Annotated in this window: 12 protein-coding genes; 10 read left to right on the top strand and 2 right to left on the bottom strand. The window is 72.8% G+C overall.

Annotated features, from left to right (window positions below; genetic code table 11):
* The first annotated feature begins 123 nt into the window (after positions 1–123).
* Together N7L95_RS16770 and N7L95_RS16765 are read left to right on the top strand one after the other, a co-directional pair.
* A complete protein-coding gene (locus N7L95_RS16770) occupies positions 124–801 on the top strand; it encodes a PhaM family polyhydroxyalkanoate granule multifunctional regulatory protein (RefSeq protein WP_301256404.1) in 678 nt (225 codons plus the stop codon).
* Between the two features lie 52 nt (positions 802–853).
* Positions 854–2,074: an FIST signal transduction protein gene (locus N7L95_RS16765; protein WP_301256403.1), complete on the top strand. Its 1,221-nt coding sequence runs from the start codon at positions 854–856 to the stop codon at positions 2,072–2,074.
* On the opposite strand, the gene N7L95_RS16760 is transcribed toward N7L95_RS16765, so the two are convergent.
* Positions 2,061–2,738: a hypothetical protein gene (locus N7L95_RS16760; protein WP_301256402.1), complete on the bottom strand. Its 678-nt coding sequence runs from the start codon at positions 2,736–2,738 to the stop codon at positions 2,061–2,063. The two genes, N7L95_RS16765 and N7L95_RS16760, sit on opposite strands and share 14 nt — an antisense overlap.
* Before the next feature lie 104 nt (positions 2,739–2,842).
* Between N7L95_RS16760 and N7L95_RS16755 the strand changes: the two genes are divergently transcribed.
* The 7 genes from N7L95_RS16755 (at position 2,843) to N7L95_RS16725 (ending at position 8,823) form a co-directional block, all read left to right on the top strand.
* Positions 2,843–3,436: a hypothetical protein gene (locus N7L95_RS16755; protein ID WP_301256401.1), complete on the top strand. Its 594-nt coding sequence runs from the start codon at positions 2,843–2,845 to the stop codon at positions 3,434–3,436.
* A gap of 302 nt (positions 3,437–3,738) precedes the next feature.
* Positions 3,739–5,268: an FAD-linked oxidase C-terminal domain-containing protein gene (locus N7L95_RS16750; protein WP_301256400.1), complete on the top strand. Its 1,530-nt coding sequence runs from the start codon at positions 3,739–3,741 to the stop codon at positions 5,266–5,268.
* A gap of 38 nt (positions 5,269–5,306) precedes the next feature.
* Positions 5,307–6,410: a glycolate oxidase subunit GlcE gene (gene glcE / locus N7L95_RS16745; protein ID WP_301256399.1), complete on the top strand. Its 1,104-nt coding sequence runs from the start codon at positions 5,307–5,309 to the stop codon at positions 6,408–6,410.
* Between the two features lie 18 nt (positions 6,411–6,428).
* Complete coding sequence (gene glcF / locus N7L95_RS16740) at positions 6,429–7,676, top strand: glycolate oxidase subunit GlcF (protein ID WP_301256398.1); 1,248 nt, start codon at positions 6,429–6,431, stop codon at positions 7,674–7,676.
* 172 nt (positions 7,677–7,848) lie between these two features.
* Positions 7,849–8,037: a CsbD family protein gene (locus N7L95_RS16735; protein WP_301256397.1), complete on the top strand. Its 189-nt coding sequence runs from the start codon at positions 7,849–7,851 to the stop codon at positions 8,035–8,037.
* Positions 8,015–8,239, top strand: coding sequence for a hypothetical protein (locus N7L95_RS16730; RefSeq protein ID WP_301256396.1), 225 nt, complete (start codon positions 8,015–8,017; stop codon positions 8,237–8,239). Before N7L95_RS16735 ends, N7L95_RS16730 begins: the two co-directional genes overlap by 23 nt.
* A gap of 77 nt (positions 8,240–8,316) precedes the next feature.
* Complete coding sequence (locus tag N7L95_RS16725) at positions 8,317–8,823, top strand: pyridoxamine 5'-phosphate oxidase family protein (protein ID WP_301256395.1); 507 nt, start codon at positions 8,317–8,319, stop codon at positions 8,821–8,823.
* 31 nt (positions 8,824–8,854) lie between these two features.
* On the opposite strand, the gene N7L95_RS16720 is transcribed toward N7L95_RS16725, so the two are convergent.
* Positions 8,855–9,832: a transglycosylase SLT domain-containing protein gene (locus N7L95_RS16720; RefSeq protein WP_301256394.1), complete on the bottom strand. Its 978-nt coding sequence runs from the start codon at positions 9,830–9,832 to the stop codon at positions 8,855–8,857.
* Positions 9,833–10,053: 221 nt separating this feature from the next.
* Between N7L95_RS16720 and N7L95_RS16715 the strand changes: the two genes are divergently transcribed.
* Positions 10,054–13,299 carry a hypothetical protein gene (locus tag N7L95_RS16715; protein WP_301256393.1) on the top strand — a complete coding sequence of 1,082 codons (3,246 nt, stop codon included), beginning with the start codon at positions 10,054–10,056 and terminating at the stop codon, positions 13,297–13,299.
* Positions 13,300–13,302: the final 3 nt, after the last annotated feature.

The raw sequence follows: 13,302 nt of genomic DNA, 5'->3' as shown, positions 1-13,302 counted from the left end.
CCGGGCGGGCACCGGATCTGCCTGTCCTCCCTCGTAGAAAACCTGGGGCCGGCCGGGCGCACACCGCGCGGTCGCTGGCGCACAATCGTTGCTGCACCCCACCCATTAGCAAGGAGACCCGGCATGAGCGACCCACTCCAAGGCATCGGCAAGCTGGTGCCCGGTTTCGACTTCCTGCAGGAGATGGTCAAGAGCGCCAACAGCGCGATGCCCAGCTTCACCCAATGGATCGCGCCCACGCTCGACCCGGCCGAACTTGACAAGCGCATCAGCGAGCTGCGCACCGTGCAGTTCTGGCTGGAGCAGAACGCCCGCATGCTGGCCGCCACGGTGCAGGCGATGGAAGTACAGCGCATGACGCTGTCCACCCTGCAGACCATGAATGTGCCGATGGACGCCCTGCGCGAGTCGATGAAGGTGAAGATGCCGTCGGCACCGCCGACTGCCGCCTCCGCGGCAAGCAGCAGCGGCGCCGGCGCCGACGGCCAGTCCGCAGCGGCCCCGCCGGCGGCAGCGGCCGGGCTGGTGGACCCGATGCAATGGTGGGGGGCGCTGACCCAGCAGTTCGCCACCCTGGCGGCCAACACGATGAACGAAGCGCTGAAGGACCGCGGCGCTGCTTCAGCCAGCCAGTTGATGCAGCAGTCCTTCGAAGCCGCCCAGGAAGGCTTGCGGCAAACCATGGCGCCCTTGACCGAGGCCGCCGCCAACGCCCAGCAGCCGGCAGCCGCCCGCAAGCCGGCCGCTCGCCGCGGCAACGGCGGCAAGGGCGAGCCGGACAGCCCGGACGCCAAGAGCTGATCGGATGCCCCCGCCGGGCGCCTGCCGCCCGGCGCTGCGGCACACTGCGACCATGAAGCGCTATCCCCACGCCCACGCCACCCACCCCGACTGGCGCACCGGCCTGTCGCTGGCCCTGGCCCAGCTGGACGGCCTGCTGCAGCAGGACCTCCATGCCGGTGTGCCCACACTCGGCTTCGTCTACCTCACCGACCACTACGCGGCACATGCCGACGAGATCCTCGCCGGCCTGCAAGCCTATGCGCCGGACGTGAGCTGGGTCGGCTCGGTGGGGATCGGCGTGATGGGAAGCGGGGTGGAGTACTTCGACGAGCCGGCCCTCAGCCTGATGCTCACCGACCTGCCGCGGCACAGCCACGCGGTGTTTTCAGGGGTGCAGCCGCTGCCGCCCGGTTTCGCGGCGCACAGTGCGCTGGTGCATGCGGACGGCGCCGCCCCCGACCTGCAGGAGCTGCTGGCGGAGCTGGCCGGCCGGACCGCCAGCGGCTACCTGTTCGGCGGCCTGGCCGCGTCCCGCACGCGCGCGGTGCAGCTGGCCGACCAGGTGCTGGAGGGCGGGCTCTCGGGCGTGGCCTTCGACGCTTCGGTGGCCCTGGTCTCGCGGGTCACCCAGGGCTGCCAGCCGGTCGGCCCGGCGCGGCGCATCACCGGCGTCGAGCGCAACGTGATCGCCACGCTCGACGGCGAACCGGCGCTGGACTGCCTGCTGCGCGACCTGCAGCTGGACCCTGACAACCCCCGACAGGCCCTGCCCCGGCTGCAGGCGACGCTGGTCGGGCTGAGCGATGCGGCCGTGGCACCGATCGCGCGCCACGGCCAGTTCGGAGCCGACACGCTGGTGCGGCACCTGATCGGCATCGACCCCCACGAGCGCGGCATCGCGGTGGCCGAGCAGCCGGAGGCCGGCATGCAGCTGGCCTTCTGCGCCCGCCATGCCGAGGCGGCGCGGCGCGACCTGGTGCGCATTTGCGCCGAGATCCGAGAGGAACTGGAGCCCGAGGCATGGCCGGCCGCCCCCGCCGTGGCGGCCTCGGCCTTCCATCGCGACGGCCCCGACGGCGCGATGCCGGCCGCGCCGGCCATCAAGGGCGCGATCTACGTGAGTTGTTCGGGCCGCGGCGGCCCCTATTTCGGGGCGCCTTCCGCGGAACTGCAGCTGGTGCGGCATGCGCTGGGCGAGGTGCCGCTGATCGGCTTCTTCGCAGGGGGCGAGATCGCTCGCCACCACCTCTACAGCTACACCGGCGTGCTGACGGTCTTCAGCGGCCCTTGAGCAGCGGCGGCTGCGTGCGGCGCTGTTGCAGCAGGCCGATCCACAGCAGCAGGGGCAGGCAAAGCTCCAGGGTTTCCTCCAGGCTGGCGCGTAGCGCGCTGAGCCATTCGGGGAACTGGAAGCCATAGTCCTCCAGCAGGACGTTCTCGGACCGGTCGATCAGCTTCGACAGGACGATGGTGCCGAAAAACACCGCCACCGTGATGGCCACCGGATGGCGGCGACGCAGCCCGTCGATGACCAGGCGCAGGTGCGCCAGCACCAGGTAGCCGAAGGCGGCGGCCACCGGCAGCAGCACCGCCAGCGCGACCAGCTTCTGCTTCAGCGGTGCGTCGTGCAGGTAGAAGCTCACCTTGAGCACGCTCATGCCGGTCCAGGCCTTGTGCAGGTCGAGCTCGCGCGCACCGAAGGCCAGCATGGCCAGGCTCAGGGCAAGGCGCCGCGGCAGGTCGAGGCCGGGCGCGGGCACGCCCCACAGCAGCAGGGCCGACAGGAAATAGAGCGCCGCGGTGCCACGCTCGATGGGCCCGGTCTCGGCCATGAAGGCCATCAAGGGGGCAAACGGCACCACCGCCCAGGTGGCCGTCGCCAACACGACCACGAGCAGCACGAACTGGACGGACAGATAGGGGCGCCAGGCGCCGGGATAGGAAGCAGCGTTCATCGGGAACTTGCGGGCCAAAAGCTGCCAGTGTAGTGAGGCCGGCAGCCGCCGGTTGGCGCTACAGTGGGCGGGAACGACTTTCCACCATCGACGTCTAAGGGCTCATGACCGCCTTGCCTTGCCTTCGCCCGCATCCGCTGCGGCGGCTGACGGCCCTCCTGCTGCTGGGACTCGCCTGCGCCAGTGGCCAGGCCGGGGAGCCGGCAGCCACCCGTTCGATCTACCAGCAGCGCTTGCCGGATGGCCGCATCCTGCTGACCGACCGACCCGGCGCCGGCACACCGGTGCAGCGCACCTGGACCGTGCCGGCGGAGCCCCCGCTCGATGCACAAGCCCAGGCCGAAGCGCAGGCCCGCCGCGCCGCCAGCCAGGCGGAAGCGGAGGCGGTGAACGAGCGCATCCGGCAGTCGCTCGAACGCCAGCGCCAGCTGGAAGCCGAGCTGGAGATCGAGCGCCTGCGTCGCGAACAGGCCGCTGCCACGCTGGCGGCCGAGCGGGAGCGAGCCGCCCGCGAGCGGTCCGAGCGCGAACGCATGGTGCGCCCCGACAGCGAGGTGCTGGTGCTGCCCGGCTGGCAGGGCCCGCCCTACCACCCGCGCCATCCCGGGCGCCATGTCGGCCGGCCGCCCTGGAAGCCGCCGGTCCAGGAGCCGCCGCCGAGCCGCCCGCCGGAACCGCCGATGAGCCTCAAGCGCTGAGCTGGAAGGAGACGAGGCCAGCGCGCCCTGCCGCCGCCCGGGCCGCAGCACCGTGCGTACGACCCGGTGGCCGACAGGGCCCGCCGGCCGACGGCGGCCGGGCCGGCATGTCGGCCAAACCAGCGACAACCGCGACACCGGCCGCGCTTTGGCGGTCGGAGTTCAGTCAGGTCTCAGCCAGGCGGCGGTACAGTCGCACCACCAGAGCCGCGCCACGAAGGCCGCACGACGGCTGCCCCGCCGTCAGCCGCCCTTGCCGACTTTCGCGCTGCGGCCGGACAGCCCCCAGAGGAGACACATCGATGAATGCCCCCGAGGCGGTGCAGCCCCCGAGCCTCGACTCCGGCACGGCGTCCCCCGCCGAGGCCGGGCTGCGCGAGCGGCAAGCCGAGGTGGTGCGGGCGCTGCGCGGCGTCCTGCCCGACTCCGCGCTGCTGTGGCGCCGCGAGGACACCACCCCCTATGAATGCGACGGCCTGACCGCCTACCGCGAGCTGCCGCTCGCGGTGGCCCTGCCGGACACCGAAACGCAGGTGGCGGCCGTGCTGCGCGTGTGCCACCAGCTCGGCGTGCCGGTGGTCGCCCGGGGGGCCGGCACCGGCCTCAGCGGCGGCGCCCTGCCTCACCGGCTGGGCGTGACGCTGAGCCTGGCGCGCTTCAACAAGATCCTGCAGCTCGATGCGCATGCCCGCACCGCGGTGGTCCAGGCCGGCGTGCGCAACCTCGCCATCAGCGAGGCCGCAGCCGCCTACGGTCTCTACTACGCGCCGGATCCCAGCAGCCAGATCGCCTGCACCATCGGCGGCAACGTGGCCGAGAACTCCGGCGGCGTGCACTGCCTGAAGTACGGCCTGACGCTGCACAACGTGCTGAAGGTGCGCGGCTACACGGTGGCCGGCGAGCCGCTGGAGCTGGGCGCCGATGCGCTCGACGCGGCGGGGCTGGACCTGCTGGCGGTGTTCGTCGGCAGCGAGGGCATGCTGGGTGTGGTCACCGAGGTCACCGTGCGCCTGGTGCCCAAGCCGCTGCTGGCGCGCTGCATCATGGCCAGCTTCGACGACATCCGCCAGGCCGGCCAGGCGGTGGCTGACATCATCGCCGCCGGCATCATCCCGGCCGGGCTGGAGATGATGGACAAGCCCATGACGGCCGCCGTCGAGGACTTCGTGCATGCCGGCTATGACCTCGCGGCCGAGGCCATCCTGCTGTGCGAGAGCGACGGCACGCCGGAGGAGGTGCAGGAGGAGATCGGCCGCATGGTCGACGTGCTGGTGGCGGCCGGCGCGACCCGGGTCGAGGTCAGCCGCGACGAGGCGCAGCGCCTGAAGTTCTGGAGCGGCCGCAAGAACGCCTTCCCGGCCAGTGGGCGCATGAGCCCCGACTACATGTGCATGGACTCCACCATTCCGCGCAAGAAGCTGGCCGACATCCTCCTCGCCATCGCCGGGATGGAAAAGAAGTACGGCCTGCGTTGCGCCAACGTGTTCCACGCCGGCGACGGCAACCTGCATCCGCTGATCCTGTTCGATGCCAACGACCCGGACCAGCTGCACCGCTGCGAGCTGTTTGGCGCCGACATCCTGGAAACCAGCGTCGCGCTCGGCGGCACCGTCACCGGCGAGCATGGCGTGGGCATCGAGAAGCTCAACTCGATGTGCGTGCAGTTCTCGCCCGAGGAGCGCGAGCAGATGCTGGCGCTCAAGCGGGCCTTCGATCCTGCCGGCCTGCTGAATCCCGGCAAGGTGATCCCGACGCTGCATCGTTGCGCCGAGTACGGAAAGATGCACGTCCGCAAGGGCCTGCTGCCTTTCCCCGAGCTGGAGCGCTTCTGAGCGCGCCGACCCCGAGACCGAACCTCCAGGCGCTTTCCGTGAGCAGTTTCCCGTCTTCCCCCGAACTCCAGGCGCTCGTCGAGCGCGTCCGTGCCGCCGCCGCGGAAGGCCGGCGCCTGCGCATCCAGGCGGGCGGCACCAAGGCCTTCTACGGCGAACCCGGCGAGGACGCCGAGCCGCTCGACGTGCGGCCGCTGGCCGGCATCTCCAGCTACGAACCGACCGAGCTGGTGGTCACGGCCCGCTGCGGCACGCCGCTGGCGGAGCTGGAAGCGGCGCTCGCCGAGAAAGGCCAGTGCCTGCCGTTCGAGCCGCCGCGCTACGCCGAGGGCGGCACCGTCGGTGGCATGGTGGCCGCCGGGCTGTCGGGCCCGGCCCGCGCGGCGGTGGGCGCGGTGCGCGACTATGTGCTGGGCGCCACCTTGCTGAACGGCCGGGCCGAGGTGCTCAGCTTCGGCGGGCAGGTGATGAAGAACGTGGCCGGCTACGACGTTTCGCGCCTGCTGGCGGGCTCGATGGGCGTGCTCGGCGTGATCCTGGAGGTGTCGCTCAAGGTCCTGCCGGTGGCCCCCGCGAGTGCGACCGTGCGCTTCGAGATGGACCAGGCCACCGCCATCCGCCGGGTCAATGAGTGGGCCGGCCAGCCGCTGCCGCTGCATGCCAGTGCCTGGTGGAGCGGCATGCTGGTGCTGCGGCTGAGCGGCGCGCATGCCGCGGTGCAGGCGGCGCTGCGCAAGCTCGGTGGCGAGCGGGTGCCGCCCGAGGCGGCCGCCGACTTCTGGGACGGCCTGCGCGACCAGCGCGACGAGTTTTTCCTGCAGGCACAAACGGCGGTCGATGGCGGCGCCAGCCTGTGGCGCCTGTCGGTGGCGCCCACGGCCGCGCCGCTGCAGCTCTCCGGCGAGCAATTGCTGGAATGGGGCGGGGGCCAGCGCTGGCTGTGCACGGCGGCGCCGGCCGCAGCGGTGCGCGACGCCGCACGGGCCGCTGGCGGCCATGCCACGCTGTTCCGTGGCAGCGAGCAGCGCCAGGGCGTCTTTGCGCCGCTGCCGGCACCGCTGGACCGCCTGCACCGCGAGCTGAAGAAGGCCTTCGACCCGCAACAGCTGTTCAATCCCGGCCGGCTCTACCCCGGCCTGTGAGCCCGGGGACACCCCACCATGCAGACCCATCTCGCTCCCGAGTTCCAGGACACGCCCGAAGGCGAGGAGGCGCAGGCCATCCTGCGCAGCTGCGTCCATTGCGGCTTTTGCACCGCCACCTGTCCCACCTACCAGCTGCTGGGCGATGAGCTCGATGGCCCGCGCGGGCGCATCTACCTGATGAAGCAGGTGCTCGAAGGCGAGCCGGTGACCCGCAGCACCCAGCTGCACCTGGACCGCTGCCTGACCTGCCGCAACTGCGAATCCACCTGCCCTTCGGGGGTGCAGTACGGCCGCCTGGTCGACATCGGCCGCAAGATCGTCGAGGAAAAAGTGCCGCGCCCGCGCATGGAACGGGCGCTGCGCACGGCGCTGAAGGAAGGCCTCACCTCGCCGCTGTTCGCACCGGCGATGAAGCTCGGCCAGGCGGTGCGCCCGCTGCTGCCTGCAGCGCTGAAGCACAAGGTGCCGGCGAGCGACCGCAGCGGCCGTGCCCACCTGTGGCCGACGCGCGACCATCCCCGCAAGGTGCTGATGCTGACCGGCTGCGTGCAGCCGGCCATGATGCCCAACATCAACAGCGCCACCGCCCGCGTGCTGGACGCCGCCGGCATCCAGACGCTGGTGGCGGACGAGGCCGGTTGCTGCGGCGCCATCCGCACCCACCTGAATGACACCGAAGGCGGCCTCGACGACATGCGCCGCAACATCGACGCCTGGTGGCCGGTGGTGGTGCGCGGCGGTGTCGAGGCCATCGTGATGAATGCCTCCGGCTGCGGCGTCACGGTGAAGGACTACGGCCACCACCTGCGGCACGATCCGGCCTATGCCGAGAAGGCCGAGCGCATTGGCGCGCTGACGCGCGACCTTTCGGAGCTGCTGCCCGAGCTGCTGCCGGCCCTGCGCCAGCAGCTGCACCGCTCGTCGGCGGCAGGCCCGCTGCCGAAGCTGGCTTTCCACCCGCCCTGCACGCTGCAGCATGGCCAGAAGCTGCGCGGCGGTGTCGAGGCGGGCCTGCGCGAACTGGGCTTCGAGGTGGAGCTGGCGGTGGGCGAGGCGCACCTGTGCTGCGGCTCGGCCGGCACGTATTCGGTGCTGCAGCCGGACATCGCCTACCGCCTGCGCGACCGCAAGCTGTCGCAACTGCTGCCGCACCAGCCACAGGCGATCGTGTCGGCCAACATCGGCTGCATCCAGCACCTGCAGACCGGCACCCAGACCCCGGTGAAGCACTGGATCGAGGTGCTCGACCAAGCGCTCGCCTAGCACGCAGCGCCAGGCCGGCGCCGCCGCAGCCGCGGCGCGCTGTGGGCATTTGTCCTACGCCTGCCGAGCTCCCCGGCCGACAGGCAGGGCGCGCCGCGGCGGGCAAAGTGAAGCTGTCGACGCGGGGCACCTGTCCCGTACGGCTGTGTCAACTTTGAAGAAAGGACTCGCCATGAACCGAGATCAAGTGAAGGGCCGGATGGAAGAAGCGAAGGGCAAGGTCAAGGAAGTGGCCGGCCAGGCCACTGACAACCACAGCCTCGAGGCCAAGGGCCGCGTGCAGAAGAACGCGGGTGACCTGCAGGCCGACTACGGCGACGCCAAGGAGCAGGTGAAGGATGCCCTTCATCGCCGCCACTGACACCCGGGGCACGGCGGCGGACGCGCTGCAGGCGCACACCGATCCGCCGCTGCCGCCGACGGTGCCCAGCCCGCCTCCGGCCCCGCCGGAGGTGCCGCCGCCCGGCCCGGACATACCGGCCCCGCCGGTGAGCGATCCGCCACCGCCGGACAACCCGGTGCCGGTGCACGAGCCGCCGGTGATGCCCACCCCCATGGCCTGAACCCGCCGCCCGCGGCCGCCCGCCTGGCGCGGCTGCCGCGGGCGCCTGCCTTCATTCATCACGGAGAAGCAAGCGATATGGCTCTGCTGAACGACACCTCCCCGCAGGAGCGCCTGTGGGACATGATCCGCGACATCCGCTTCGCGATGGTCACCACCCGCCACAACGACGGCCAGCTGCGCTCCCGCCCCCTGACCACCCAGAACCGCTCCATCGACGAGGGCGCGGTGCTGTGGTTCTTCATCTCGCGCAGCAGCGAGCTGGCGGCCGACCTGCGCGACGACGGCGCGGTGAACGTGGCCTACGCCTCGCCCGACAAGGACCGCTACATCTCGCTGGCCGGCTTTGCCCGCCTGTCGGATGACGCGGCCCGCAAGCAGGAGCTGTGGAACACCGCCACCCAGGCCTGGTTCCCGAACGGCCCGGACGACCCCGACGTCGCCTTGCTGGCGGTGCACATCGACCATGCCGAGTACTGGGATGTAGAGAGCAGCAAGATGGTCCAGCTCTTCAAGATGGCCAAGGCCGCCATGACCGGCCAGCGCCCGCACGACATGGGCGAGCACCGCGAAGTGCGGCTGTGAGCCCTCGCCGCAAATGCGGCCGCGGCCCGGCTCAGGGCCGGCGCTGCAGCGCCTCGCCGTCGCGGATGCGCCGCAGCGCGGGCGACGGCCGGGCCGCCTCGGCGTCGAAAGGGTGCACCGTTTCGCCTACCGCGGCCAGGATGCGGCGCACGTAGGCTCGCGTCTCGGCATACGGCGGCACGCCGCGGTAGCGCTCCACCGTGCCTTCGCCGGCGTTGTAGGCGGCCGCCACCAGTGCCACGTCCCCCTCGAAGTAGGCCAGCAGCCAGCGCAAGTAGGCCAGGCCGCCGCGGATGTTCTCCGCCGGGTCGTAGGGGTTGCGCACCTGGAAGCGGGCCGCCGTTTCCGGAATCAGCTGCATCAGGCCCTTGGCATGGCGCGGCGACAGCGCCACGGTGTCGAAGTTCGACTCGGCTTCGATGATGGCCAGCGCCAGCTGCGGCCAGACCCGGTATTGCGGCGCCATGCGGTTCACCAGCTCCACCACCCGGCGCGGCGCCGCCGCCGGGAGGCGGGCCGCAGCTGCGGTGCGGGCGGCCGGGCCGGGCAGCCGTGGCGCGGCCGGCGCGGCGACCCGCATGCAATCGGGCACCTCCGTCGGCGGGCCGCCCACCGCCTGCAACATGCGCTGCGCCTGTTCATGGCCCTGCTCGGCCGCGGCATGGAAGAAGAACGCCGCCGTCGCATCGCTGCGCTCCACCCCCCGGCCGTTGGTGTACATCCAGCCCAGGCTGAACTGCGATTCGGCGTCGCCCAGGCGGGCCGCCTCGCAGTAGAGCTCGGCCGCCTTGCCGCCGTCGCGCGGCACGCCGTCGCCGTGTTCGTAGGTCTGAGCCTCGGTGCGCAGCACGGCGATCAGCACCTCTTCCGGCGTGTCGCGGGCCCCGGCGGCGGATGGCTCGCCGGCCACCGCGGCCACCGGCAGGCCGGCGGCACAGCAGACCAGCGCCAGCGCGCCGCACCAGGAGGCAAGTGGTGAGGTCGTGAACGGCCGGAAGAAGACGGGCATGGGGGGGCAGCAGGGCGATGTGAGCGGATTGTCGCGGCGCAAGGCAGCGGCGCGTCCCCCCGGATCGCGGTGCCGCGCAGGGTCCGGCGGCTCCCCCGATTGGGGGCCCGGCCGGCAGGCGGGCGGCCACACCCGGTACGATGCGGCCTGCCGCCCGGCCCGCAGGGCCGCGGCGGACGAGCCGGGGCGCGGGACGCCTCGCCGACATACCTGAGGGTCGCATGAAAAAGATCGCTTCCGCGAGTGTCGTCCGCCGGCAGCCGCGCGCGCAGCAAAGCACGGTCGAGCTGATCGAGCTGGACCAGCCCGCCGAGGCTCGCTGCCTCGTCACCGTGCGCCGCGGCTTGCTGAGCGGCAGCGGCGCCCTGAGCGAACTGCAGGACGCCTCGCTGACCGTCGCCCCCGTCTCGCTGGCCGAGGCCCGCCGCCGTGCGCTCGATTTCCTGCAACGCCGCCTGGCCGCAGGCGACGAGCTGTTGCGCCAGGACGGCTTCGACGAGCTACTGGCCGCGGTGCCCCCACCCCTTGTGCCGCGTCCGGCGGCGCCCCCGGCGGCCACGCCAGCCCCGGTCTCTGCGCGCCTGGCGGCCCTGGTGGCCCGCTTCCAGCCCGACCGCTGGAAGCTGCTGCCGCCGGCCCACCAGGCCCGCACGGCCTGGCGCTTGGCCGAATGCGTCGATGCCGGCCGCGCGGCCGAGGCCGGCCAGCAGGCGCTGCGCGCCCTGGTGCCGCGGCTGGTGGACTTGCTGGGCAGCGGCAAGGACCTGCTCGACCTCTGCCTGGCGGTGGCGATCGCCCGCCTTGGCGATGCCGGCGCCGGCGAGGCCATGGCCGAGCTGTCGCGCCGCGGCCGCACGCCGGCCACCCGCCGGGCTGCGCACCAGGCGTGGTGGCTGCTGCTGGCGCCGACCGAGCGCGAGGCCCGCGCCGCCGCCCTGCTGCCGGACTGGCAAGACCTCATGCACCCCGAGGCCCCGGCCGAGGAACAGCTCGCCGCGCTCCAGCACCGCCTGGCCACTCGAGGCCAGGGCTGGACCGATCTGCTGCCGCCCTGGTACGACCTGGCGCTGGCGCAGCCGGCCCGCCATGCGGCCCTGCTGCGCCTGCTGAAGGTGCTGCCGCTGAAGGCCGGCTTCTTCCAGGCGGTGCGGCACCTGTACAAGGCCGCCGAGATCCGCCACGACACCGCCGTGCTGGCGGTGCTGCATGCCCGCTTCGAGAACACGCCGGCCAACTTTCACAACCATGGCGGCAGCGGCAGCTACGGCTTCTTCGCGCCCGACACGCAGCGCTGGGTGAACACGCCGGTGCGTGCCGAGATGGCCATGGCGGGCTCCCGCCTCGCCTACGGCAGCCGCACGCGCGACTACCTGCGCCGGCGTGGCTGGCGCCAGCTGCGCCGGCTCGCCGCGCTGGAGCACACGCAGGCGCCGGCGCTTGCGGTGGCGATGCTGCTGCAGCTGGACGATGCGGAACTGCCACCGGCCCGCGAGGAAAGCCGCTGGCACCACGTCGACGGCCGCTACACGCAAGTGCGGCGCCATTACGCCCCCAGCGCCGGCTGGCTGCTGGTGCCCAAGCTGCTGCTGGCGACCCATCCCGAGCCGGTGCAGCGCAGTGAACGCGCGCACCGCTGGTGGACGTCGCAGCCGCTGCCCACCGGCACGGCCATGCCGCAGCGCAGCGAGGGCCTGCGTGCCATGTGGGATGCCCATCCCGAGGCACTGCTGACGCTGGCCCTGCAGGGCCGCAGCGCGCTGGTGCTGTCGGTGGTGGCGCGGGCCCTGCAGGACCACGCCGACTTCATCACGCGCCTGGCGCCGCCGCAGCTCGAAGGCCTGCTGGGCAGCCGCCATGCCGCCATTGCAGCGCTCGGCTTCGAGGCGGTGCGCATCCGGCTGCAGGACAGCGGGCAGGACAGCGCCGCCGAGCTGCCCTGGCTCAAGCTGCTGGCGCGCAGCCCCCATGCCCCGGCGCGCGACTTCGTGCTGATGCGGCTGGCGGCCGACCCGGCGCGCTACAGCCTCCATGCCGACCTCGCGGTGGCCCTGCTGCTGAGCGCCGACGAGCGCCTGCGCGGCCAGGGTCGTGGCCTGGCCCTGCTGGCCGCCGCGGAGCCGCTGCTGGCCGAGCTGCAAAACGCCCTGCTGGCCGCCGACCCCGGCGCCCCCGGCCTGGACGACAGCGCCACGCTGATCGAAGCCCTGCTCGGCGACCGCCTCGCGCCGGCTGCCGAGCAACTGGCCCGCACCCGCAGCGAACCCCTGCTGTGCCTGCTGGGCCACCCGGCCACCAGCTTGGTCCGGCTGGCCGTCAGCTGGCTGCTGAAGCTGCCCGATGGCGCTTCCCGGGTGCCCGCCGCCACGCTGACCGGCCTGCTGGCCGATGCCGATCCCGCGCGGCGCGCCCAGGGCGTGCGCCTGCTGGCCGCCCTGCCCGACCGCCTGCTGCGCGGCCAGCTCGGGCTGCTGTCCGAACTGGCGGTGCACCCGCATGCCGCGATCCGCGCCGCGGTGGCGCCGGCCCTGCAGCGCCTGGCCATGCAGGACGCCGACCTGGCCCGCCAGCTGGCCGAGCCGCTGCACGTACGGCTGTTCAGTGCGGAGCCGGCCGAAGGCGTGCATGACGACATCCTGCGCTTGCTGACCGGCCCGCTCGCGCCGCAGGCGCCGGCGCGCGACCCGGCCAGCGTCTGGCGCGCGCTGCAGGCCCGCAGCGCCGGCGCCCAGCGCTACGGCGCCTGGGCCCTGGCGGCGCGCGAGGCCGGTGACTTCAGCCTGAAGCAGCTCGCCACGCTGACCCGGCATGCCGACGTGTCGGTGCGCCGCTGGGCCATGCAGGCCATCGACGACGCCCTGCGCCGCCTGGGTCGCCCGAGCGCCGGGCAGGCGGCCGAGCTGCTGCCGGTCGCCGACACCCTGTTCGACGACGCCCGGGCCTGGGGCCAGGCACTGTTCGGCGAGCGGCTGCCGGACGAGTCGCTCAGCGTGGAGCTGCTGATCGCCTGGATCGACCATCCACAGGAGTGGCTGCAAGCCCTGGGCCGCGCCCGGCTGGTGCGCCGCATGGACGCCGGCGAGGCGAGCCTGTGCCTGAGCCGGCTCAGCCAGCACCCGGGCATCCAGGTGCAGCTGTTCGTGACGCAGTGGCTGCTGGAGCTGCCAAGCGGCGACCCGGCCCGGCTGGCGCAGCAGCTGCGGGCGCTCAAGCCCTATTTCCTCACCGTGCTGAGCCAGGTGCACCGGGCCCGCGCCGCCAAGACCCGGGTGATCGACTTCCTGCGCCGCCAGGTCGGCGCCCCCGAGACCGCCGCAGTGGTGGCCGAGATCTTCGCGCGCCAGGTGGTCACCGCCAGCCTCACCGACAAGCCGCAGTTCATTGCCGGCCTGCGCGACATCGCCGCCCGGCATCCGCAGATCGAGCTGCCCTTCCTGCAATGGACGCGCCCCGCGCCCCTGCCTCGCTGAGGC

This window comes from Eleftheria terrae, from assembly GCF_030419005.1.
GTDB classification, from domain to species: domain Bacteria; phylum Pseudomonadota; class Gammaproteobacteria; order Burkholderiales; family Burkholderiaceae_C; genus Caldimonas; species Caldimonas terrae.
The sequence above is the reverse complement of the archived record's forward strand: the minus strand, read 5'-3'. Positions and strand labels throughout refer to the sequence as shown.

Coding starts and splice junctions, on each gene's coding strand:
- N7L95_RS16770 (WP_301256404.1), top strand. CDS start 124: ATGAGCGACCCACTCCAAGGCATCGGCAAGCTGGTGCCCGGTTTCGAC.
- N7L95_RS16765 (WP_301256403.1), top strand. CDS start 854: ATGAAGCGCTATCCCCACGCCCACGCCACCCACCCCGACTGGCGCACC.
- N7L95_RS16760 (WP_301256402.1), bottom strand. CDS start 2,738: ATGAACGCTGCTTCCTATCCCGGCGCCTGGCGCCCCTATCTGTCCGTC.
- N7L95_RS16755 (WP_301256401.1), top strand. CDS start 2,843: ATGACCGCCTTGCCTTGCCTTCGCCCGCATCCGCTGCGGCGGCTGACG.
- N7L95_RS16750 (WP_301256400.1), top strand. CDS start 3,739: ATGAATGCCCCCGAGGCGGTGCAGCCCCCGAGCCTCGACTCCGGCACG.
- glcF (WP_301256398.1), top strand. CDS start 6,429: ATGCAGACCCATCTCGCTCCCGAGTTCCAGGACACGCCCGAAGGCGAG.
- N7L95_RS16735 (WP_301256397.1), top strand. CDS start 7,849: ATGAACCGAGATCAAGTGAAGGGCCGGATGGAAGAAGCGAAGGGCAAG.
- N7L95_RS16730 (WP_301256396.1), top strand. CDS start 8,015: ATGCCCTTCATCGCCGCCACTGACACCCGGGGCACGGCGGCGGACGCG.
- N7L95_RS16725 (WP_301256395.1), top strand. CDS start 8,317: ATGGCTCTGCTGAACGACACCTCCCCGCAGGAGCGCCTGTGGGACATG.
- N7L95_RS16720 (WP_301256394.1), bottom strand. CDS start 9,832: ATGCCCGTCTTCTTCCGGCCGTTCACGACCTCACCACTTGCCTCCTGG.
- N7L95_RS16715 (WP_301256393.1), top strand. CDS start 10,054: ATGAAAAAGATCGCTTCCGCGAGTGTCGTCCGCCGGCAGCCGCGCGCG.